Genomic DNA, 22043 nt, shown 5'->3' with positions numbered 1-22043 from the left:
TGTTTCACTGTCTACGCTTAGTCCATTTCGTTACCTCCAGGGACTCAAGACTCGTTACGCGGTGGGGCTGACTTCCCCTTCCGCTGCGGGACTTTCACCCGCGAGATACACGCCGCTTATCTTGGCGCACAAAGAATGCTGCAAAATTAATCTGTGCCTGGAGCGCCGATGGCTCAGTCGCAAACATTTCCGAGGCCGAAATGAGTTTCTGAAGGGATCATTCCCCGGACGCAGTTATACTGCGAGAGCGTAACACCGCCCCTTTGGAGTGGGGCCCTGCTGCTTTTTCCTTTGTCTCATTTCGAAATCAGGTCACCTTGGAAACGGTAGATCCGGTATGGAGCTCCTGCCTGCAGTAAGGAACGGGTCGGTGGACGCGCGAACTGATCGATGTACGCTGGAATCGCACTGTCTGTGAACAGCACCTGACCAGCAGGCGTCACGGCGATCCCGTCTGCCCAGATTATGCGGGAGTCTTTCACGAGAGTTTCCAACTTGCCGCTGCGCGCAAGTCGCGCAATTCCTCCATTTTCAACATCGGTTATGAAAATGTCGCCATGGGCATTCACTGCGATCCCATCGCTCTGCGGCTTGCGTCCGACTGCCCGGATTCTTTTCCCTGCCTCGTCTTCGCTGAGATCCTCGTTCACTAAGTCGTTATATGGAATTTCATAGAGGGTATCATGGTTCATGCTTGCAAAGTAAAGACTCGAGCCATCCCTGCTGAAAGCGAGGCCATCAACGCCGACGCTGAACGTGATAAGTCCAAAAGCAAGCGAGTGTTTACCGAAGGGGGTTTTGATAATCCAATTTTGAGGTTGCGTCGATGCGTGCCCCAAAAGGACAGTACGAAACTTTTTGCTGTCGACGTCAAGGATGACAAGGCTCGCGGGAGTGAATCTAAAAAAACCAGTGTCGGCGAAGACGACAGTTGAACCATCCGGGCTCACCCTTAAATCCTGCGCAAATCGGGCTTGACCGACCGGGAACGCATACTCGAAGACGAGCGCACCCGTGGCAATGTCAAAGGCGAGAACCTTTGTTTGATCGTGATCGAGGCTTGCGGGTTCGGTAACCCAAAGGCGCCTCTGGTTATCCACCGTCATCCCAAAAACGCCCTGGAACTTTGCTTGAAAGGCAGCGTCAGGATAGGGGTGAATACTGCCGTCGACCAGCTCGAACACGGATGCATTCGTGAACCGATGCGCCTGGGCGAAAGGATGATAGTTAAAGAAAATACGCCCGTCTGGCGAAACAGCGATATTTCCGGGTGGAAAATTGAGTTCCACAAGTGTTTCCAGCGCGGACTGTTGTAGCAGCGGCGGTGTGCTGACGTCAGCAAATGTATCGCCGCGCCCATAGCGGATCTTGAGACCGATCACACATGCGAAAAGTATTGCCGCCAGGGATACGAACGCAAGCAATGTTCGGCGGGCGGACCAGAATTTTCCTGTCATATTTCTTCCATTCCTTAGTCTCCGTTTTGAGCAGGGCTTGTCTAGGCTTTTTTAAAAATCTGTGAGCGAACCAGCCCGTAGAAGGCGGACTCGGGGAGCATCCTGCGCAAGCCAAGGAGCATTTTTGCATCCTGTCCAACCGTAAACCGCAACTGTCGGCCACTGGATGCCGATGCCGCATAGATCGTGGCAGCGACCTTTGTCGGGTGCGTGCCTCGCTTCCCTGCTTCGTTCATATTGAGGCGCGCGACTTTAAGAAGATCCTGGTACTCATGAGGAGCATTCGTATCCGTAAGCTGCGCCGAGCGCTCATAAAAATCGGTTCTGATAGCTCCTGGTTCAACTAATTTCACTCGAATGCCTAGGCTTTCAACTTCGTACTGCAATGACTCTGTAAAGCCTTCTACAGCCCATTTGGTGGAATGGTAAACACTGTAATAGGGAACGGTCAGGCGACCTCCCATGGAGGCGACATTGACCAAGGTCCCTTTTTGTCCTGCCTCGCGCCAGTGACGTATCGCGGTTTTCGAGACCCGCATGAGACCAAAAACATTAGTATCGAATTGACGCTTAATCTCGTCTTCCTCGGCGCCTTCAAAAGGTCCAGTGAGGCCGTAGCCGGCGTTGTTGATGACGACATCAATAGACCCAAATTTAGCCTGAGTCTGACGAAATGCCTCTTCTATCGTCGCGGAGATAGTCACATCCAGCCTAGGGCTGAAAAGTTTAGGATCCTGGGGAAGATCCGATCTCTCAGGGGTGCGCATCGTGGCTGCCACATTCCAGCCTTGGGCGAGGAAGTGAAGTGCCGTTTCTCTGCCAATACCCGTGGAGCTGCCTGTAACAAGAACTGTTTTACTTTGATTCATCTTTGCTTCCTTTGCATTTTTTCAGTATAGTGCCTTTAAATGACCTCGAGTCAGTTAATAAATGACTCAGAGTCATTTGTCAACGAGTTCTTGAAATACGGAGGTAACATATTGAAAAAGCGGGCCGTTTCCCCAGATATGAAAGAGAAACGTCGCACGGCGATACTCGACAAAGCTGCCGCGTTAATCGTCGAGAGACCTTTGTCCAAAATTGCGATGACAGATGTAGCCGAGGCCTTGAACATAGTTAAAGGGACGCTGTATCTCTACTTCCAGACTAAAGAAGATCTCTTCCTAACAGTTCTTGAGCGGGAGTTTGCTCATTGGTTTTTAGCCTTGGAGGGCGAACTGGAGAAAGTCAGCGGCATGAGCACGAGTGAGCTCGCGCAGTGGATAACCACTTCACTCGAAGGTCGGCAAGCGCTCCTCACGTTGATACCGGTGTCAGAAACCATCCTGGAAAACAATATTCCGACCGATAAAATTAAGTCCTATAAGGAGGGCTTATTGAGAGAGATCAAGCGTATCGCTCCGGCCTTACAGTCCAAGGTCGGATTTGCAGACGAGCGCTCGGTGATGGAAGCGTTTCTGTTTACGCATGCGGCCGTCGTCGGGCTCTACTATAAAGCCTATCCGCTTGCGGCAGTTGCGAAGCTTTTGGAAGATGATGCATTGAGCGGATTACGGCTGAACTTTGCTCGAAGTCTCAGCTTGATGCTAACGGGTTCCTTCGATGGACTCCTTGCCGGTCGCTGAAGTTTCCCGGGTTTAGTGGAGTCGATCCTGAAAAAGTCAGATCATGCGCAGATCGCCTCTAAAATTAAGGAGTTGGTTTGGCCTTAAAAAGCCTGAAACTGCTCCAAAGCTCGATTTATAGAAATGGACACAATGGCCATCAACTTTCTAAGGTTGAAGCCTGCTCCGGACGTGACGGCGTTGATTCCATCGCCTTTTGCGCCCAGAAGATGGTTTCTTCCGAGCCTGCGATCGACTTGACCGTTGACTTGCCGAATACAATAACGTGAGAACCCCACCACTTATCTGATGTCTGCTTACCGGGTCGAACCCCTAAACTGGCCTTGAAACCTAACGCGCAAAATAGCTATAAGACGTTCCCTGATAAGTCAGGTGTCCGACAGACCCAAGATCCTCGCCCTCTTTGATCCGGCTCGCCATCAGTACAGACTCATCGTTCAGTCTTATAATAAGGCTGCCATACGTTTTGGGACCTTGGCAATCCTCCGGTGAAAGAATGGAGGTCGCGCAAGAGTTCGATGGGGGAAAAATTGTCTCCATCGAATAGTTTATATCTGATGATTTGCCGGACATGAGCAAAGCATCATCCAGCACAACTTTAACCTGAGCTTCCGCAGCGCCCAGTGACCAGGAATGACATATGCTGCCTGCTGGCTTGGACGCAAAAAGGTCCGATCGAAGTTCGTAGCAGCGCAGCGGCTGTGGTTTTGTTTCAAAAGCCAGCGCTGGCAATGTTAAGGCTGCAGAAGCACTGATAGTGAGAATCATGACGATATGTCGAGACATAAAATACCCTTCTCAATTTTGGAACGTTATGGTATCGAACCGACGTGGAGTCGGCCAATCCTATACTGAACGAAATGCAAAATCTGATGGGTCATCCCTCTTTCGCTCCCGAGCTCCTGAGGTGCGCGTCTTGATAGCGTCCTTCAAGTATGGCTCGACCGACTGCTACAAAAGAGGTGTCCCCTAAGGCAATTGCTCTATCAATGACCTGCGGCGTTTCAAAACCACCGACTGCGATAACAGGAATATTGATTCGATTTTGGATAAATCGTGCTTCGGGTAGAAGGTAACCTTCACCAACACGCTCGCGTGGTCGGCGCCACCCGCCAAGCCCCGATGATACGTTAATAATGTCAACTCCTTGAGCCTCAAGCCTCTGAGCAAGGATCGCCGCTTCGACGATCGTCGAACCTTGTTCCAGGAAATCTCCACCTGCAATGCGAACTGAAAGGAGTTTTCCTGCAGAGATTTCACGCACGATGGAAACGATTTCGAGCAGGAAACGAAATCTATTCTCCTGGCTTCCGCCATAGGCATCCGTCCGATCGTTGGTCAAGGGAGACAGCCATTGATTGAGGCCATACCCGTGAGCGGCATGAAGTTCGATCAGATCATAACCTGCTTTTATAGCTCTCTCTGTAGAGCTCGCAAACCAATGCCTCCACAGTTCCATATCGGTGGATGACATCGCTTGAGGCACCCCCACTTTACGGCCTGGCATGATAGGGACGGGCCGCGATCCTGGTGTCATGATCCTGCCTCCCGACCACTCCGGAAGAGTCTTGCCACCAGCGTGCACGAGCTGGATGCCGGCCAGAGCGCCACGGGATCGAATAGTATCTGCAAGAGTCTGAAGGCCTATGAAGTGTCCTGGCTCGGCCGCACCAAGCTGGTTTGGTTCGCTGCGGCCCGACTCATGCACGTAGGAGTACTCGACTAATACGATTGCAGCTCCAACTTCAGTCAAGCGCCCATAGCGCGCTATGGTGGCATCAGTTGCATAGCCTGCCTTGTCGGCTGTCTCGGAGGCCATGGCTGGAACGATCAGCCGGTTTTTGGCTCTGACGCCGTTGCTAAATTCCCAATTTTTCAGCCGGAAATCATGTTCAGTCATTTCAAATCCCCTATGCTTTCGGGGCCATTCTGGAGGCAGGCTCCGTCCTTGAAAAGGAAAAGGTTTTCATGTATTGTTTCCTTTATGGAAATATACGAACTTCGCTATTTTCTTGTGGCCGCGAAGCATGAACATGTTTTAAAGGCTGCATCAGAACTTCACATTTCGCCTGGATCTATTAGCAAAGCCATTGCAAGGCTTGAAGCTGAGCTCTGCGTGGAATTGTTTCACCGTTCCGGTCGTGGAATCCAATTGACGCCTTCCGGCCGCAAGCTGCAACATCGAGCAGCACAAATTGTACAACTCGAACAGGCTTGCCGCGCAGAAATCACCCAGGAAAGCTTAATACTCCCGGTGAGAATTGTGGGCACCGAGACGATGCTTGGAGGCTTTGCTTCCATCATGTTAGCGCCCTTGAATCGTCAGAATCGCCGATTTGTAGCGCACCTGGATTCCGTGGAAAATGATGACGAAACCTTTAAGCAGTTGGCAAGCGGCGAGGCTCAGGTTGGTATCGGCACTGCGTTACCCCCGAAAGGCATGAGGCAGAAGCGTCTTGGCCATACCCTGTCAAAAACCTGCGTAGGACCGAATCATCCGCTGTTTGGCAAGGCGCAAGCCGGAGCAGACGTCTCAGTTCATGACGTCCTCCAATATGATTTCGTATGTCCTCGGGAGGGTTTGCTCGGCGCTTTCCAGAAGGAGAGAGGAACTGATGGTTGGAATGATCGTGCCTTTCCCCGTCGTGCTGCCTATAACGCCACGGGGCTCGCTGTGATCATCGATCTCGTAAGATCCGGGATGGCACTGGCCTATTTGCCTGATTTTATATGTAAGAGCTATTCGCTTGAGACACTTTCGGTCCCGGACTGCAATTACGTCTGCCGACAGGACGTGAGAATGTATGCCCTTGCTCAGGCGCAACCAGATTGGTTGAGCCTGCTTATGAACAAGAGGGACGAGCCCATAACTTAATATTATCGTACGTCGTCTGTCCTGGTCTGCGGACATCAGACTGGCTCCAACTTGATGGCCCGGCTTATAAGGTATCTTCTGATTCTCGCGCAGCTACATGCCTTATCAGCTGCAACCCGCGCTGCAACATTTTTTTCCAGCATTCCATCCTTGCTCCGGTTGAATCGATGATAGACGTTCTTCCCAGAACCGTATCGTTGAGGCATTCCACGCCACTGGGCTCCACTGTACATCACCCAGAACATGCAGTTGAGGAGGCCGCGACGGTCTTTTCATTGACCCCCTGCTTTGCCGTTGTATGGAAGAAGATCTTCGATCAGTTCGTACTGATCCTTATTGAGTTCGTAGCGCCGCATTTCTTCACTCTTTGAAGATCGGCGCAAGGCATCATATTTTTAAGCAATTGTCAGACAGGGTCTAACCTAAAACCATTTGCTATTTCATTCAGTGATCTAACTTAGAATGTCATGCTGTTGCCTAGGTGCAACACAACCCATGCTTCCTTGTCAGATGTTAGCTACAGTTCTAAGTGCAGCCAATGTAAAGGCTTTGGCTGATTGTGAAAAAAGCTGGCGATCGCGAGCGATCAATGCTTGCCGGATGTAATGAATATCTGACCAAGCCGATCGATATCGGCCACCTTTTGCAGACCATTGCGAAATTTACAGCAGGCTTCCATCATACCCGTTGAATCAAAAGCGTTACGACGCATCGTATGGATTCGTTTGGTACGCGGCGTTAATGTTCACTCACCATAACAGAGCAGGGTCAAGGATCCGAACGCAGTCTATTAACCCTGAGCCTCACGACGACTTTCGGAGCAACTCTGTCGCAAACATTTTTGATCATGACCATCATCTCTATTCCAGCGATGGTCTTCGCGGCCGACATGAAGGTTTTAAACCCCATCATGGGCCTTGTCCTTTGCCGAACTCGCCTGTGATCCTGCTTAACGATAGTATTGAGATACTTCAACTGCCGGAGCTCAATGTCAGTTGAATGTTCATGATTGAAAGCCTTGAGGCCAGAGGCGTTGGCTCCTGACCTGTCAGTATTAATTTTTTCAGGGACACCACGCTGACGAATGGCCTTTTTCAAAAACCTGATGGCCGCTTTCTGATCCCGCTTTGCCGCCATAAGAAAGTCCATAGTATCGCCATCACTGTCCACAGCCCGGTAAAGCCACTTGAGTTTGCCCTTGACCTTGATCGCCATTTCATCCCAGAACCAGCTGGCTGATACCGACTTTTTCCTTTTTCTGAGCTCCGCCTCGAGCTCCGGGGTGTAGCGAAGGACCCACCGATGGATGGTCGAGTGATCGACATGAGCGCCCCGCTCAGCCATCATTTCCTCGAGGTCCCTCGTGGAGAGTTTATAGCTGAGATACCAGCGAATGCAGGTCAGGATAATGGACTTCTGAAAATACCGTCCTTTGAATCTCAGCGCCATAACCCTCCCCCGGTACGACGAATTGGCGAGTATCACGAGTCCCAGGTCGAAACACCAAAGATTTTTTGCAGCACAACCGGTTGGAGCGCCTGCAGTAAATTGCATTGGCCCAAACCGGCCCGTGGTTGGTGTCAACTCGAAATGGGGGTTACGTTCAAATTTCCGTGACCTGCGCGCCTCCATCAGTCGCCCTTACAAGCCACCCTGCAAATCCGTTCATAGACCGTCGAGTTGAATCAATTCAACAGGGCGTCGATAACTGGCAATGGTGCCAGACTCCAAATAGCGAGCCAGTATCTTTTCATACTGTTCGTTTGCCTGTAATTTTTGCAAAAGCAGGTTTTAATTTGATTTCCGTCGTGCCCTAAAAAGAGTTCCAATGCTTTCAGATTGTAGCCCCGCGGAAAACTTTGAAGGCAAGGTTTCGAAATATCTGCTCGCTGGAAAATCTTACCAATCAGATCATCCACTCCCCCGGGCGGCCCGAATTGGATCGTGGACTAGAGCTACTGATTTGAGAGTCAGGCCGAGTTTGGCATTGCTGCCTTCTGGAAAAGAGCAAGCCACATCCAGGGCCGCGTCTTTCCTGTACTATGTTTATGGAGTGAAAAATGCACCGTGACGGACTTATAGATACGATACGGCTGCGGCCAGAAAATGAACTTTCTGGGTAAAAACGAGGGAATTAAACACTGGCTCTGCCATCCAGCTCGAATTCCAGGGGCATCACAATCCAATGAAACCCACTCATAAAGCGCCTGGATCAATTCTTAAGCATTCTTTCCGGGGCCTGCAACTTTGGAGATTTCTGGCGGTTGAGATCAGTACTTAAACCAAACCGACTGGTATCGAAATTTCGGATGCATGAACTTAATAGACACTCGATAATAACCCTCTGGTATCTTGCATCGATAGCCTTTTTTACCAAGTTTTTCATAGAGTACGGCGGGCACAGAGAGCGCACTCACTTCTTCTTCTTTTCTAAATTCGCAGCTGAGTCTTTCCGCGTGCTGGAATTCATAGGGGACAATGAGATCCCCTTGGTTCGCGTGAACAACTATATTTTTCAGGTCATCAAACAACAAGACATCGCTTGCCTCAATAATTTTGTAGCGTCTCTCCAATTCCTGTTCGATCCGCGAGACGATCATGAATAAATTTAGTTTGGCATCAAATCCTTTTTGATAGATAAAGTATTCATGCGAAGTCATGGTATCGCTATTTTCATGAAGTCCAATGGCTTTCAGAAATTTAGCGAGTGCCTTTCTGCCAAACTCTTGTTCCATTTCATACCAGAACAGGTGGCCAAAATCATAGTTAAGCGCGTAGGAATAGGGTGCAAACCAGGAAATGTTGTTCAGAAACTCGTGAAGCGACATGCCACTGAGAACGCGAGTGACGGCGACCGAGTTCCAAAGCGTCTCATCCGGGGCCTTCCAATTGGATTCCCCAAATTCAGCCAAGCCTTCGTGCAAAAATCCTGCAAAGACATCCGGACGACTCAACTGGTCTTGGGTGAGACGATTGATCAAAACATGGATCGATTCATGGCGAAAGGTCCTGGCAATGACTTCCTTGTTTCTCAGAGCGTCTTTGCTCACATTCAAAGTGATATGGTTCCCCATGGTCGAGCCCAAAAGGTGGACCTCCGCTTCGCGGATGAATACCGGAATTCTTTTTTCCTCGGGTTTCAAATTGAAATCATGGAGCAGATCCAGATAAATAGGATCGGCTTCATCTTTGATAAGATCAAAGACATCCTGGTGTTTTTCATCAAATTTGAATTCAAAATACTGCGTAGATAAAGATCGCCTCTTCAAAAGCGATCCCAATAACTCTTCCTGCGCACTTTGGATTTTTTCGATAGCTGACTTCACCTCTTTTTGATTGTACTGAATATAGCCCAGGACGGGACCTACAATGCATAAAACAGCAAGCATTTGGTACAGAATACTGCCAGAGATACGACGGGCAATCTTTGCAAAAAAACCACGTTTCGATCCTAGCTGGGGATTGAAATGTCTTTCAAAAAGATAGAGGGCGGCCAACCCAAGCAATATTCCAAACAGGAAGAGCATCCAATCTTTCCCAGCAATATCGATAAAGTCGAATCGGTCGAAAGCAATAAAGTCATCGGAATATTCAATGGCCAGTGCTACCAGAAATACTACAATGTAGTGAAAGGGACGCAATGCACTTGCGAAAGCAGAGAGTCCAATGACGAACCCGTACTCCAAAAGAATATGTCCCAGATCAAGACTTGGAAAATCGACGAATTGGCGATTCGACGAGTTCACTGTCAAAACATAGGAGCATACTTTTTCTAAAATTGTTGAAGACTCTATCGCGAGGGACAGAATGCAGGAGTGGACGATTTGAACCAGAAATAGTGTCCTTACACTGATCGGGTGGGAGGCGAGAAACTTTCTGTGCTCCAGTGGCCAGGAAAATAACCTTCCATAAACAAATAATAATACGCCGTAACTTACGACGGTTTGGATAAGGTGCGAATATCTATCGTACTGCTTGGTGATGGACCAAACATCGTCGCCGATGAAAGCAGGCATGAAATCCAAGTTTTGAAGATTGGTCATGGTAATCGCCAAGTATAGCATAACGATACCGAGGTCCCTTAAGCCATATCGGTTTATCTGCCAGGCAAGTAGTTTTGCAAATTCAATCATGGCGAAACCTCCAGCCAGGATCCATAGATGCGACAGCCAGAGGGTTCTTTCATCCACGACAGCGAAACATAGTATGTCTCGCCTTTTATGAAACTGAATCCCGGTTCTGCCATACCCCCCTCATAGGGAAAGCTTCGCATCTTGTCAAAGATCAACCAGCCCGTTGGATCCAATTGGGCAATTTCGATTTGGATGGAATGGTATTCAGGACTTCCGTTCTTGAGCTTGAATTGGGCTCGGTATATGTTTGTATACATTTCGTCTAATTTCAAATCAAAGTCTGGCCGAAGGAGTTTCGGACTGTAGGATTTTTGATCCATGGTCTGCAAAATTTTTTGGAGATTTTTTTCAATCGAAAGATCCAGGGGGCCATCAAAAAGCAGGAAGGGATTTCTTACCAAGTGAACGATGATGGACCGCCCCTCAATATTGAGGGCCGACCTTGCAAAAGATTTCAGCTCGCTCCCTTTGATTTCGGATCGATTCGACGGGAAAAGCGCTCCAGCAAAGCGATCAAAATAGCAAGAGCCGAGCTCCCGATAAACCTGAAGCCAATTTCGCTTTCTGACACTCTCTCTGAAGGAGGCATCGGCGTACCAAGTATCAAAATCGAGATCGGGTTCCAGACGACTGCCTGACAGAGCGTAGGCCAAACCTCGCCATTTTAAAATCTGACTTTCCTTCATGACCCAGTTTTTTGATTCCATGCGAATGATTTCCAAAAAGACTTCGTGCAAAAATTCGGGATAGTGGCTCGATAGATCGTCGAAATTCCCGGTAATGCCCAACGCTCCCCCTTGCTTCTTAGGGCTGCCAAGAAACATGGGATGCGCGGTCCTAGGATTGTGCTGAATATGGATACCAGAGAGAGGAATATCAAAGTTCTGATAGAGCTGCTCAATATCCTTCCCTAGTCTCGCGACAGTGGGTGCATAAAGGTCCACAACCGACTGCTCCAAAGGTATGGCTGAACTCCAGAGAATTGTTGACTTTTCATGAGTCTTCTGCCGATTGAATCCAGCAAACTTAAGTTCAGGTTCTTGCTTACTCGCGCTGAAGTAACTGATTCCAACAAGGAGGAGAATCAAAGCCACAATCTTTTCAATTTTGCTTGAAGCCTGATTGAGGCATGTGAGAGGTCTGGAGCTTCGATATGCTATCAAAGCAAAAGAAATGGGCAGACAAAGCCCAACGCTTGCAATGGCGAGCCTTATATATAATTTGGCAATCAAGGATTCGGACGTATAGAATTTTGCGGGATCCATGAAATGAATCAAGTCGAACCCGTAGCTTGCCGGCTTCTGAAAATAATGGATAAAAGACAGTAAAACGGTCATCAAAAGAAAATTAAAGAGACGCCCCGACATGGCTATGAGCAGTGAAATCGAAACAACCGTCATTACATAAACAAACTCTGCAAAAGCGAAATACAAAAAACCGTTAAAATTCCAGAGATTGAATAGCAGTGCCGTTACAGACATTCCTGCAATAGCCAGGAATACAGGGAAAATGGCAAGTATCTGGTGAGCGAAAATTTCCGAGAAACTTCGATAGACAGAATGGATGGGAAGCTGAGCAAGGAATAGCTGCCTATTTTCTCGATAGTACTTATAGAGGGAATGTCGATAGAAAAAGACAAGGCCCAAGGTATAGCATAGGTTGAAAAGTCGAATCCCTTTGAACGGAAACATCCCTTTTTTTGCAGTTATTTGCGAAGCAAGATCGACCATGGGAACGATGAGCATGGAAAGCCAGAAAGCCAGCGCCCGCACTCTATTGTCCCTGAATAGAATCTTAAAAATCATCCATGGTTTTTTCATGGGTTTAAACCAACCGCATCACATTTTATAATTTCCAAATATTTCTGCTCAATGGTTCGGGCGTTCGAGCCGAAGTCTCCGATGGGGCCTTCGATAAGTGTCCTGCCGGCATCGATAATACCGAGAAAGTCGCAGTTTTCCGCAGCATCATCGACGATATGGGTTGAAAGGAGAATGGTTTTGCCTTGCAAGGATTCCTCGTTCAGAAGATCGAACAGTATCTTTCGGGATATGATATCGAGACCCGCCGTTGGCTCATCCAGGATATAGAGCTCTGGATTCACAGCATAGGCTAGCACGAAGGAAAACATGAGCTTCATTCCCATCGAGAACTCATTCACTTTGCGCTTTGAAGAGAGTTGAAACAGATTCATCCCCTGATGGAAACGGCTGTCACACCAATTCGGATAGAAAATTGAAATTATCTTCGCCAACTGCATAGCGCTGGCGTGATTCGGGAATTCTGGATTTTGAGGAACAAAACCAAGGCTTTGCTTCCACTTCGACGTGATATGATCCTTGGTCTCCCCTTTGAAGCTAATTGTGCCGGCCTGGGGTCTCAAAACACCACCGAGCACCTGCAACGAAGTACTCTTGCCTGCTCCATTGCGTCCCAAAAAGCCGTATTTTTGCCCTTTGGCTATTGTCATATCAAGACTCTTCAAACCGAGGTCGCGGTTGTATAGCAATTGAAGACTCTTGACCTGGAGGATGATTTCATTGTTCATTCTTACCGTTGCTCCATTGGACTTGCCCACAAAATCGAGGTTTCCGGACGATGGCGACCCGCCTATTCTATAGGGATCCTGTCTCCTTCCCAAGTCTTTCCCTTTCCCATTTCAGACAGCTCCCTCTGCGAAATTAATTTTGAAGGATCAGGAAATGAGAATTGGCGGACCATCCGGACCAAGCTGCCGAATTTCAGAAAAACTCATGTCCTGGATTTTTATTTCCGAGTTGACCAATGCATTAATATTATTGACTAAAACACGTCGCCTGAGCAATGCAATCCTCCTCTTTAGGAGGCGATATAAATGCAATCTGACATGGAAGGGTTGACCTTTTCTCTGGCCGATCAATTGTAAGCGCCCTGGCACGCCCAGAGTCATGGGTTAGGCTGCACCCGGTCATTTTCTGATCGAAAAGTTCCAGGGGAAGAGGCGCTCGAAGTCGTCTGCGGAAGCGGCCTTGTTTAATGGTTATCCACCCATTATACATTCCCGGTGTCCGATATTATGAGGAGCTTCAAACGTATGCGTTGCGTATGCAGTTTTCAAAGACCAATAAATTCAGTAAAGCTCGGCTCTAAGCTAAGAGAGGTCGATTATATCTGACGTATTTTTTGATGCGATCGATATCAGCGGGCGGGGCGGCCTGCCAATTCCAGGGCAAAAGGATATCAAGGCGGGAGATCGGGTGACCTTCATTGAGTCTGATCGTGATATCGGTCAGATAGTCCTCGGGACAGATCATGTACAGTCTACACGTAGCGATGATTGTATAATAGACTTCGAGGGCAACACTGCCGGAGCGGGCCTGCGTAAATAGGTGATTTTTCTGGCAGAGCTTTGGAAGCCTGAGAGCCCGCTCCACCCGGTTATTGTCGGGCCAGACTTTCGGATCTTTTAAAAAATAGCAAAGCTTCTCCCAATGGCGGTTCAAATAACCAATGGCCTTGCCAAGGGTGGACCTTGGGGGTGGATCGAAAGAATTGGCCCGCTCTTTGACTACTTTCGCCAGGCTGCGATTCCGGTTAAAAAAGACAAAGAGAGTCCCGGACCTCGGGTCTAAATGCAGCTCAGAGTCCACCAGCGCAATGAGTCGATCCATCCCCCACCGGCCATCAATGGTATTCCGATAGAGAAAAATTTTGATTTGACTCGTTGATATAAACATTAGACAGCCCCATGAACGATAGCTCTGAGCGACGAAAACAGCTCTGCCTCTCCCAGAGCCGCTGGGATACTGACTTCAATAATGCGAACCCTCAGCTCTCCATCATTTGCTACGGTCCAATCAGAATTTTGCTTTGGTTTAAGCTCGACAAAGTTCGGCAGGTCGGTTTTGATCTTATCTTTTGCTCTAGCTTGTTTGACACTCTTGAACCACTTATCGGCGCAACTTGTAGATATCCCAATCCTGGATGCCATCCTGCTTGGGGTCAAGCCAGGATTCGCTTTAAAGTATTCAATGGCAGCATCTCTAAGCTTTTTCGGATACTTGATTCTGGCTGGATGGCCTGCCTTGGCTTTGGCCTCACGGAATGATTCTGCAAGCGATTCGATGGTCATGATAACTCCTGTAACTTTTGATCACAGACTATCAGACCTGACTTTGACGGCTAGTCCCACGAAGATGCAATGCATTCTTTAATTTGAGGAGCCGTTCCTTGTTTTGCGAGAGAAGACCGGCGGGAATATTCAATTTGTCGATGAGTTCAAATTCGAGCATGACATCAGGTGCGTTTTTGGTGAGGGTGGACCTGGTATTCAAATCGGCGACCACGGCATCCACGCGACCGGTCGAAACCATAGCTCCTGCTTGAGTGTATGAATCAATTTCAAACACTACGGACGCGGGCATGGTGTCTTCCAAAATCTTTTTTATATGCGAGAGGCCACGAAGAATGGCTACCCAGGCGCAACACAACCCGGCAAAGGGCCAGAGCTAGGCGGAATCGGCCAGGGAACGCTGATGAGCCTTGCCATCCAGCATCCTATAATAAAGCTTAACGGCACCAGCATCGTCGCGCACAACAACGCCGTTCCGCTTCAGATCATATTCCATAAAGCCTTGCCTTGATAGACTGTTAAGGCCTGTGAACACCCTTTCCTGAAGGATCAGAATACTGCCGGGGGGCTGACCTTCAAAGATGACCTTGCGCATCTGCTCATAGCGGGTGGCAAGAACAATGGCAGCCCCGTAAAGGTCATACTCCTTCGTTCCGCTCACGGGGTAGAATCCTGCAAGCTCCCCGGACGCAATCCCGATGCCGCAGGCTATCGATTCGTGATAACCCAGATTCTGAACTTCTTCGGTAAAGATGAGATGAAAGCGTTTGGCCAGATCCAAGGTATCCTTGGCCACGTCGCCCGTTTTGGATTGGAAGGGATAGCCGACACTGCAGAGGAACCCGTCCCCCATCTCCTTGATACGGTAGGCGTTTGCCCTCATACTGGCGGGATTATATCCTTCCATCATGGCTTCGTTGCAGCGGCGAAAAATCTGCCGCAGAAATTCCTTGACGTTCTCATGCCGTATTTTTGTGCTGGCAATGATATCAAAGGAAATTACGAAGGCTTCGCTCACAAATGTGGGCATTGTTGATTCGAGATCCGAGCCGGACTTCATCCGCTGCAGCTGATGCGGGTACACTACCTTCTCGAGCTGGCTGAAGGCATGCTTGCTCTCGTTGTGGAACTTTTCTTCCGAAAGTCTCACCTTCTGTCCAATCGCGAAGGAGAATAGGCAGACTTCGGCGCAGAAGCCAAAGACTGCCGTCCAGTTGAGAAGCTCGTTCCCCCAAAAAATCGTATTCAAAAGGGTTCCAACATTACCCAGCAGGAAGGCCGTCCAACCTGCCACGAAAAAACGTGCTGATCTGTCCCCGACCCGCAGACTCTGGATGGATGCGATAAGGGAGAGAATGGGAACGGCAAGCAGAATAATGAAAATCAGCTCCGCTTTTTTTGTGAAAAAGCCATGGATGCCGGCAAAACAAGCAAACGTGGCGAAAGCAAGCGAAAACCTATAATTAATAGGATGTCGCTCTCGAATATCAAAGGTATAGGCATTAAAGCAGATGAGGGACAACATGGAGCCAAGGGCGCAGATCACATTAAAATTGGATGACCAGGCAACATAGCCACCGGCCATCGCCAGGAACGCCAAGTAAAAACCGGCATAGCCCGCGTAATAGAAAAAATACTTCTTCCGGAAGAAAATGCCTAGACCTACGTTGTAGATGATCATGATCCCGACCATTCCAAACACCAAGCCCTGGAGATGGTCTTCGATCGACATTTTCTTTTGCGCATATTCGGCTCCAAGAAGCTCAAAATGCAACCGTGTGGTCCCTGTAAAATTAATGGTGTGAAACATCACCAGATAGCTCGTGCCTGGGTTCAGAAGCAGTTCATAACTTGGGAACCTGTTGAAAATCGTTGGCGGAACTGTCAAAGCGTTGTCTGAAAGCAAATATGCACAGCACGAACCCATACTTACGTTGGCTCGCGCAATGACCTTAACTGGATGACTGCTCTTATTCTCGATAGGAACCAGGGACGCGAAATACTTCCCATACTGGGTCAAGGTACTTTTGCTAATCTGCCATTCTTCTTGCAGAGCGACCAACTGAGGGATATCGGCGGCGGCCGGAACCTTGTCCAGAAACTGGCGGTATTGATACACAGCACTGACTGGCAGGTGAAGATTCGCATCTTCGGACACTATAGCAGGGCGCTCAAAAGCAGAAAGCGGCCAAGCGCTAAATAGTATGAACAGTGCATATAGAAAACGCATCATCAACCCTATTTCAAGGTTAATTCACTTTCGGCTCAAACCCTGACCACCATAATAAAAATTCCTTAAGCTAGCGGCGACAGCCCTATGACCCCAGCAGCCCTAGTCTAAACATATGAAGTTTCTACAACATTCGGCCTCGTGGCAATCGTGACTCTAGTGTATGAATTGAATCTGTCCCTCTTTCTTAGCCAAAAATATCTTTCAAAATTGCTTTCACTCGACTATCCAGAAAACAGTTAAGCTTTGGGGTCAAAAAGCATGAGCCGGCCTCCCCAGGTTTTTGCAAGGATATCATGGCCTCATCCAGCTGCAACAAAACCGAAAGCTTCACTGTTTGCTTGAAGTGGGATTATGTTTGGCAAAATCCTTTGAAGCGGTTTTTATCGCAATTCAGTTTAAAGTCAGACATCCGGGAGCATTCTGGGAGCGTCATCTCTCACGGCGCTCCTGCTACCATAAAATGAACTTTTTGCTAAAAAGCGGAAAGCATTAAAACCTCGCACTACTTTCGAGCCCTGAATTTCAAAGGTATTGCGGTCCGGTGACGCTGACCCACTCAGGGCCTGGATTAATTTCTAATCATTCTTTCCGGGGCCCTGGGTTTTTTACACCCCGGAATTTTTGTAGGTTCCGCAATCCCACGGCTCGGAACCAATCCTATAGCCTACGCGGAGGTTGATGCCATTAGCTTCCGTATATTGCATTTTTTCACAGCAATCATTTTAATGACTTAATACTGATCTGCCAGGATTTTGCGCCTATCGGCATCAACTCCCAGGTGACGACTGGACCCCCTCCCTGCAGAAACAAAATGCCCTGGCGCTATCTGACCTGCCTCACGTAATTTGCAACGGCTTCCTGGAAATCACTGACTGTGGCCAGACTGCGTCCCACACCAAGGCGAGGCAAAGCCATGGACGACAATTCAAAGTCTTCGGCAAAACCGACTTCATACCCTAAAAAATATCCGCATTCTTTCGACAGGCTACCTACAGTTCCATTATAGCCCCCAACCGGATAGGCTATATGCCGGACCAATTTGTCCCCTTCAGCGTTTATGTGCCTGTTGCCAAGGGTTAAACCCCGGTATCGACCGGAACCCAGAATGCGCGCGAAATTTCGTTCGATATCCCGTTTAGAGGCACAAAGCTCCTGCCTGAGTTCAGCGGAGCCCAGCTTCGTCAAATTACGGTGAGTCACCGTATGGCTTTCATACCGGAAGAGATTACCTTTTCCACGCGTGGTTTCAACTGCAACCATTTCAGCCCATGATGCCTTCGGGCGCAAACCCGCATAGTCAGGAACGATGCCTTCTGGGCGAACATACTGAGTGTGAGCGAAAAACGTGGCCTTCATGCCCCGTTTTTCCAACTCAGGAACCGCGTATTCATAGGCGCCATAGTAGTTATCATCGAACGTTATCAGTACCTGCTTTTGAGCGGATCTTCTGTTGTTGGCCCGCAAATTATAAAGATCATAGGCTGATATGGTTTGGTAACCATTAGCCTGGAGCCAATCCAGCTGCTTCTGAAAATTTTGAAGGGTCACATCATCGGCCACAGTTGCCAAGCCAGCGGGAGCATTGTTTGGATCAACAATATCGTGGTACATAAGGATCAGAATATTATTATCACCCTTGGATATGGCATGCATCTCGCTGATGTCGGGTTGATCGTTGCATGCTATCAGGACGAGAAGGTTCAGGATAAAAAGATATGCCAGGGGATGCTGTTTCATATAACTCCTTTGTGAGTGCTCAGAATAATACCTCATACACAGTGGTCGACCCGCTTTTTGGCCTAAAACACTTCTCGAGCACAAAGAGCCTGGAATCACGGTGGAAGATAGCGAGATGCGGGACATCTGCACGCCACGTACAGTGGGGCTTTGGGCGCTGTAAGGCTCCCCTTGTACCTGGCGGCCTACTGGAGCTATCCGGTGGGTCGAGTCACTGCGGAGCCCTGCTCAACTGAGCGCAAAACTGCGCTTAGTGAGTGCCATGATGACTCCAGCAACACATGATGTGTGAACTCACCCGGGAAGGCACCTGCCTCTTGCGGCAGGCTGAAAAATCACTCTCACTCACATCCGACATACAGATCGATCGAAGTCGTTTGAGCAGTGATTTCTATCGTCTCATTTCTCACAAAGCAAAAGTAACTTTGGCCATCGAAACGATATCTGCCCGGTGCTGGCAGAACAAACTTTCCGGTCCGGTAATCTGGCTCAAAAATCTGGCCGGTTTCTTCGTGCGTAGCAGTGAGCTGCAAATAAGGGTCATTAAGCGTTACGGAAGTGTTATAGAAATCAAAAATCTCGTATGAAAATTCCACTCCCGAGGCTTTGCCAGCTTGTGCATCGGCGAACACTTGATTGCCGCCAACAAATAAAAAAGCGGCGGCGATCCCAGTTAGAAATTTATTGGTCATGGCTGATCTCCTTGGAAAGGTTGCGGAAGGTTATCTCGTGGACAAGCCAGGTCTTACACTACATCTGCTGCTGATGCAAGCGATCTTGCGGCGACTTTAATGGAAGGAGAGAGCTAAATTCTGCGAAAAGCTTAAACGTGAAACCCATTGCACAATCATTGCGCCTTCGGACAGGCATATTCCGAAAACGCTTCAACTCTGCGTGCAAGATCTTGCACTACTTCCGTACGCAGGCGGCTGGAGGTTCCTGTTGACCCAAATAAACAAGGGTGATGACCATCAAGATCACCACCTTCCTGGGGAATAGCCTTTGGGGGACCGTTTCAACCAGAATCATCCTGGCAAGCAAAGGCAATTTGTCTGTCTGTGGATAAAGGCAGTTAGCCAGCGGATGACCTTTAACAGCTCAAAATGAAGCTGGACCTTCGATCATCCAGTCTGGGCTAACCCGGGGATTTCAGCTTTCTGTCGTGTCCACGCACCGTTGAAATACTAAAACTTTGACCGCCTTCCTACAACGTCCTGAATACATTCAGTCAGCCGGGCGTAAAAATCCGGAGTCAGACTGTAATTTGATTCCATGTTCGTGGCGAATGTTGAATGCCCGGCAGTAGAATCCCGCGTAAGCTATACAACATGGTCCGGGCCTTTCAAATTTCCTGGCTGCAGGGTTGTTCTCAGCCCGGTGCTAATAATCGAGGCCCGGAATTGGAGATCTTCCCTTCACCTGTTTGGCCATTAAGGGAATAGCGGGTTTGGTGCGCAGGTGCCAGCACGTGCACTTCTTTTTCAGTAGAGTATACAGGTTGTTTCAATTGTTGACGCACCATCAACTGGCGGTTTGTCCAGATTCTCCACTACGGAGGACAAATTATAAACATTCCCCTGGCCATAGCCATCAAGCGCTAAATCAAAGGTCTGGCTTTCCTGAATGGAATCATACAGATGTTCAATCCGAAGCAAGTCACCACTCAAAGTCACACTGGCCAAAGCTCCAGTTCTGGAATCAACTATGATTTGTGACTGTCCCTGCAGGACGTTGACTTCGCTTACACTGATAAACTCAGCGCCTCGATAGAGACTGTACGATAACTCGCAGTCAGCAGAATCATATCGAGGCGACGATGCCGCTGCAGCAGACGACACACAGCACAACAAGGCACCGGAGACAAGAGATCTGATCAACATTAAGTCAATCCTTTATATTCAATATTAGATTTCGTATACCGACCAGCCAACCGCCCGAGTAGTCGAGTGCCGACAGGCTGAGATTTGAAGCCATAATGCTTTTAAGTAGAAAAGTTGAGAACCACCTTCATATCGCTCACAGCTGGCTGGAACGGCCAGTGAAAGAAGGTTTCCACAGCTGCATGACTCGTGGTGTTTTAAAAGTCCAAATAGAGCTGGGCCGTGGCAGCACTTTCGCCCGCCGAAAACTGCACCGTACATCCACTGGAATCAGAACCAGGGAACCAGTCTACATTAACCGCATAGAGTTTCTGTACCGATTCGGAGCTGAGCTCGACGCTACTGAGCAGTTTGGCGGTGCTCAGCTCACATTCGAATCCGCCATAGGTTTCAGTCACGACCACATCAAAATCCTTGCTCCCGAGCGATTTGCTTTCCGTGACAGCGAAAACAAGGGTGATTTTTTTGGAGCCACCGACATCAATATCAAGGTGATCTCCAGACTTGAGTACGTATGTGGATTGATGGCTTGCATGAGCGGAAGCTGCTCCGATGAAAAGCGCTCCTGTGGTCAATAAGGTCATGATCTTTTGCATAACGATTCCCCTCCTGAGTGTGTTCAGGGATGTTCATGTATACTTCCAAATGGAAGCCCGCCTTTCTCGTAGCAGACCAGCCATGTTTATTCAAAGAATTTTTTTATTCACAGGTTCAGTCAGAGACGCGAGATCGAGCGATCGAGGCGTGATGACTATAATCAAAAAAGGTTAAAAAATATATGGACGACTTTGCCCATTTCAGGAGCTTGGAACTCCTTGCATCATAATCTGTCCAAGGATTCCTTCTTTCAAAAGCGAACTTTAGCAAGGGACGATATTCTGACGAAAGACGTGCGTGGGTATACGGTGACTGACAAAAAGACTACATGAAATCCCGGAAAATTCCACAGCAAATTTTATTCACGCTGCAAATCCACAACACACCCTGATCATCTTTTCGTTTTAAACTGGCTGGATGAACAATTCGCAATCGTTCAGACCGAAGCTCAGGCGGTCAAGGGTCAATGGAAATACCTCTACCGGGCCATCGACCAGGAAGCCTTCATAGCACAAAGAATTTTGCTGCATGGCTCTAGGGCAAGGACGTCACATTTAATGAGGATCGCAGCTCCATCAGGTCAGGCTCCCTGCCTCATCTTATGATCACCCTGCGTAACGTATTCATGGGCCTCTTCAGGAAAAAAGGCCAGTTGCAGATCGCAAAAACCATCCGTTCCTGCCTTTATGGCAAAGACACTGACCTCGGATACCACTTCCCAAAAATCTGAAGTCAAAGAGATAACGATTCATAAACAGGAGCGCCGTTTCTTCCGGCACTGCTGCGGCCAGAAAATGAACTTTCTGCGAAAAAGCGAATGAATTAAACACTGGCTCTGCCCTCCAGCCCGAATTTCAACGTCGTCACAATCCAATGAAGCCCACTCACACAGCGCCCGGATCAATTCTTAAGCATTCTTTCCGGGGCCCTGACTAAAAGCCCATCGGAAATTCCCTCTATAAGTACCGCTGTAAGTGCAAAGCAAAATGCAGCAGCGGTTCAAGCACAAACAAACTTATCTTTTCATGACCCGCGCTTGGCATTCATCAGTCTTCTGAATTTTTCCTGGGAGGGGCTCATCGCCTTCCTCATTCTCTATACCGTTACAGGAATGGGTATAACGTTCGGCTATCATCGCCTATTCACGCATCGATCGTTTAAAGTTCCAAAGTTCCTTGAAGTCCTCTCAGCGCTGGCAGGAACTCTTGCCATGCAAGGAAACCTTTTGAGATGGGTGGCTCATCATCGCATGCACCACGCATTTTCTGATGAAGGACGGGATCCACACAATGCTAGCCGCGGTTTCTTGTATAGCCACATCCTCTGGGTCTGCTATGTCGAGCCTGAGCGTGACAAACCAGAGGCTTTGCGGAGATTTACTAGGGATATTGTAGC

19 protein-coding genes and 2 pseudogenes are annotated in these 22043 nt (G+C 48.5%); 3 read left to right on the top strand and 18 right to left on the bottom strand.

From position 1 onward, the window contains the following. Positions 1 to 296: 296 nt before the first annotated feature. Complete coding sequence (locus VE954_RS24120; RefSeq protein ID WP_324957617.1) at positions 297 to 1457, bottom strand: SMP-30/gluconolactonase/LRE family protein; 1161 nt, start codon at positions 1455 to 1457, stop codon at positions 297 to 299. Between the two features lie 41 nt (positions 1458 to 1498). Continuing rightward, complete coding sequence (locus tag VE954_RS24115; protein ID WP_324957615.1) at positions 1499 to 2326, bottom strand: SDR family oxidoreductase; 828 nt, start codon at positions 2324 to 2326, stop codon at positions 1499 to 1501. 111 nt (positions 2327 to 2437) lie between these two features. On the opposite strand from VE954_RS24115, the gene VE954_RS24110 reads away from it, so the two are divergent. Next, positions 2438 to 3082, top strand: coding sequence for a TetR family transcriptional regulator (locus tag VE954_RS24110; protein ID WP_324957613.1), 645 nt, complete (start codon positions 2438 to 2440; stop codon positions 3080 to 3082). 330 nt (positions 3083 to 3412) lie between these two features. Here the strand turns inward: VE954_RS24110 and VE954_RS24105 are convergent, their stop codons facing one another. Together VE954_RS24105 and VE954_RS24100 are read right to left on the bottom strand one after the other, a co-directional pair. Continuing rightward, positions 3413 to 3868 (bottom strand): hypothetical protein, encoded by a 456-nt coding sequence (locus VE954_RS24105; RefSeq protein ID WP_324957611.1) that lies wholly within the window; start codon positions 3866 to 3868, stop codon positions 3413 to 3415. Positions 3869 to 3959: 91 nt separating this feature from the next. Then, a complete protein-coding gene (locus VE954_RS24100) occupies positions 3960 to 4982 on the bottom strand; it encodes an NADH:flavin oxidoreductase (protein ID WP_324957608.1) in 1023 nt (340 codons plus the stop codon). On the opposite strand from VE954_RS24100, the gene VE954_RS24095 reads away from it, so the two are divergent. Continuing rightward, complete coding sequence (locus tag VE954_RS24095; protein WP_324957606.1) at positions 4971 to 5957, top strand: LysR family transcriptional regulator; 987 nt, start codon at positions 4971 to 4973, stop codon at positions 5955 to 5957. The genes VE954_RS24100 and VE954_RS24095 overlap by 12 nt on opposite strands. Positions 5958 to 5992: 35 nt before the next feature. On the opposite strand, the pseudogene VE954_RS44385 reads toward VE954_RS24095, so the two are convergent. The 14 genes and pseudogenes from VE954_RS44385 to VE954_RS24030 all read right to left on the bottom strand — a co-directional run. Continuing rightward, positions 5993 to 6214: pseudogene (locus VE954_RS44385) on the bottom strand (transposase); the annotation flags it as partial. 329 nt (positions 6215 to 6543) lie between these two features. After that, the gene (locus VE954_RS24090) at positions 6544 to 6669 is read right to left on the bottom strand and encodes a hypothetical protein (RefSeq protein WP_324957605.1); all 126 of its coding nucleotides are present in this window, start codon (positions 6667 to 6669) and stop codon (positions 6544 to 6546) included. Positions 6670 to 6725: 56 nt separating this feature from the next. Continuing rightward, complete coding sequence (locus VE954_RS24085) at positions 6726 to 7406, bottom strand: IS6 family transposase (RefSeq protein ID WP_324957603.1); 681 nt, start codon at positions 7404 to 7406, stop codon at positions 6726 to 6728. 821 nt (positions 7407 to 8227) lie between these two features. Next, positions 8228 to 10090 carry a hypothetical protein gene (locus VE954_RS24080; RefSeq protein ID WP_324957601.1) on the bottom strand — a complete coding sequence of 621 codons (1863 nt, stop codon included), beginning with the start codon at positions 10088 to 10090 and terminating at the stop codon, positions 8228 to 8230. Then, positions 10087 to 11910: a hypothetical protein gene (locus VE954_RS24075; protein WP_324957599.1), complete on the bottom strand. Its 1824-nt coding sequence runs from the start codon at positions 11908 to 11910 to the stop codon at positions 10087 to 10089. The genes VE954_RS24080 and VE954_RS24075 overlap by 4 nt, the downstream gene beginning before the upstream one ends. Further along, positions 11907 to 12638 (bottom strand): ABC transporter ATP-binding protein, encoded by a 732-nt coding sequence (locus VE954_RS24070; protein ID WP_324957597.1) that lies wholly within the window; start codon positions 12636 to 12638, stop codon positions 11907 to 11909. Before VE954_RS24070 ends, VE954_RS24075 begins: the two co-directional genes overlap by 4 nt. Positions 12639 to 13215: 577 nt before the next feature. Further along, positions 13216 to 13806 carry an IS66 family transposase gene (locus VE954_RS24065; protein ID WP_324957595.1) on the bottom strand — a complete coding sequence of 197 codons (591 nt, stop codon included), beginning with the start codon at positions 13804 to 13806 and terminating at the stop codon, positions 13216 to 13218. After that, entirely contained in the window at positions 13806 to 14201 is a 396-nt protein-coding gene (locus VE954_RS24060) for a hypothetical protein (RefSeq protein ID WP_324957593.1), read from the bottom strand. The genes VE954_RS24065 and VE954_RS24060 overlap by 1 nt, the downstream gene beginning before the upstream one ends. Before the next feature lie 31 nt (positions 14202 to 14232). Then, complete coding sequence (locus tag VE954_RS24055) at positions 14233 to 14493, bottom strand: hypothetical protein (RefSeq protein WP_324957591.1); 261 nt, start codon at positions 14491 to 14493, stop codon at positions 14233 to 14235. An 84-nt stretch (positions 14494 to 14577) separates the two neighbouring features. After that, entirely contained in the window at positions 14578 to 16434 is a 1857-nt protein-coding gene (locus VE954_RS24050; RefSeq protein ID WP_324957588.1) for a 7TM diverse intracellular signaling domain-containing protein, read from the bottom strand. An 822-nt stretch (positions 16435 to 17256) separates the two neighbouring features. After that, complete coding sequence (locus tag VE954_RS24045) at positions 17257 to 18171, bottom strand: polysaccharide deacetylase family protein (protein WP_324957585.1); 915 nt, start codon at positions 18169 to 18171, stop codon at positions 17257 to 17259. A gap of 341 nt (positions 18172 to 18512) precedes the next feature. Continuing rightward, entirely contained in the window at positions 18513 to 18863 is a 351-nt protein-coding gene (locus VE954_RS24040) for a hypothetical protein (protein ID WP_324957584.1), read from the bottom strand. A gap of 789 nt (positions 18864 to 19652) precedes the next feature. Continuing rightward, positions 19653 to 20051: a hypothetical protein gene (locus VE954_RS24035; protein WP_324957582.1), complete on the bottom strand. Its 399-nt coding sequence runs from the start codon at positions 20049 to 20051 to the stop codon at positions 19653 to 19655. Positions 20052 to 20248: 197 nt separating this feature from the next. After that, entirely contained in the window at positions 20249 to 20647 is a 399-nt protein-coding gene (locus VE954_RS24030; RefSeq protein ID WP_324957580.1) for a hypothetical protein, read from the bottom strand. Between the two features lie 1112 nt (positions 20648 to 21759). Between VE954_RS24030 and VE954_RS44380 the strand changes: the two are divergent. Beyond that, positions 21760 to 22043: pseudogene (locus VE954_RS44380) on the top strand (acyl-CoA desaturase); the annotation flags it as partial.

The organism is Oligoflexus sp. (genome assembly GCF_035638955.1).
Taxonomy (GTDB): domain Bacteria; phylum Bdellovibrionota_B; class Oligoflexia; order Oligoflexales; family Oligoflexaceae; genus Oligoflexus.
The sequence above is the reverse complement of the archived record's forward strand: the minus strand, read 5'-3'. Positions and strand labels throughout refer to the sequence as shown.

Excerpts from the sequence above, each read along its gene's own strand:
- VE954_RS24120 (WP_324957617.1), bottom strand. The coding sequence starts at position 1,457 with ATGACAGGAAAATTCTGGTCCGCCCGCCGAACATTGCTTGCGTTCGTA.
- VE954_RS24115 (WP_324957615.1), bottom strand. The coding sequence starts at position 2,326 with ATGAATCAAAGTAAAACAGTTCTTGTTACAGGCAGCTCCACGGGTATT.
- VE954_RS24105 (WP_324957611.1), bottom strand. The coding sequence starts at position 3,868 with ATGTCTCGACATATCGTCATGATTCTCACTATCAGTGCTTCTGCAGCC.
- VE954_RS24095 (WP_324957606.1), top strand. The coding sequence starts at position 4,971 with ATGTTCAGTCATTTCAAATCCCCTATGCTTTCGGGGCCATTCTGGAGG.
- VE954_RS24100 (WP_324957608.1), bottom strand. The coding sequence starts at position 4,982 with ATGACTGAACATGATTTCCGGCTGAAAAATTGGGAATTTAGCAACGGC.
- VE954_RS24090 (WP_324957605.1), bottom strand. The coding sequence starts at position 6,669 with ATGCGTCGTAACGCTTTTGATTCAACGGGTATGATGGAAGCCTGCTGT.
- VE954_RS24085 (WP_324957603.1), bottom strand. The coding sequence starts at position 7,406 with ATGGCGCTGAGATTCAAAGGACGGTATTTTCAGAAGTCCATTATCCTG.
- VE954_RS24080 (WP_324957601.1), bottom strand. The coding sequence starts at position 10,090 with ATGATTGAATTTGCAAAACTACTTGCCTGGCAGATAAACCGATATGGC.
- VE954_RS24075 (WP_324957599.1), bottom strand. The coding sequence starts at position 11,910 with ATGAAAAAACCATGGATGATTTTTAAGATTCTATTCAGGGACAATAGA.
- VE954_RS24070 (WP_324957597.1), bottom strand. The coding sequence starts at position 12,638 with ATGAACAATGAAATCATCCTCCAGGTCAAGAGTCTTCAATTGCTATAC.
- VE954_RS24065 (WP_324957595.1), bottom strand. The coding sequence starts at position 13,806 with ATGTTTATATCAACGAGTCAAATCAAAATTTTTCTCTATCGGAATACC.
- VE954_RS24060 (WP_324957593.1), bottom strand. The coding sequence starts at position 14,201 with ATGACCATCGAATCGCTTGCAGAATCATTCCGTGAGGCCAAAGCCAAG.
- VE954_RS24055 (WP_324957591.1), bottom strand. The coding sequence starts at position 14,493 with ATGCCCGCGTCCGTAGTGTTTGAAATTGATTCATACACTCAAGCAGGA.
- VE954_RS24050 (WP_324957588.1), bottom strand. The coding sequence starts at position 16,434 with ATGATGCGTTTTCTATATGCACTGTTCATACTATTTAGCGCTTGGCCG.
- VE954_RS24045 (WP_324957585.1), bottom strand. The coding sequence starts at position 18,171 with ATGAAACAGCATCCCCTGGCATATCTTTTTATCCTGAACCTTCTCGTC.
- VE954_RS24040 (WP_324957584.1), bottom strand. The coding sequence starts at position 18,863 with ATGACCAATAAATTTCTAACTGGGATCGCCGCCGCTTTTTTATTTGTT.
- VE954_RS24035 (WP_324957582.1), bottom strand. The coding sequence starts at position 20,051 with ATGTTGATCAGATCTCTTGTCTCCGGTGCCTTGTTGTGCTGTGTGTCG.
- VE954_RS24030 (WP_324957580.1), bottom strand. The coding sequence starts at position 20,647 with ATGCAAAAGATCATGACCTTATTGACCACAGGAGCGCTTTTCATCGGA.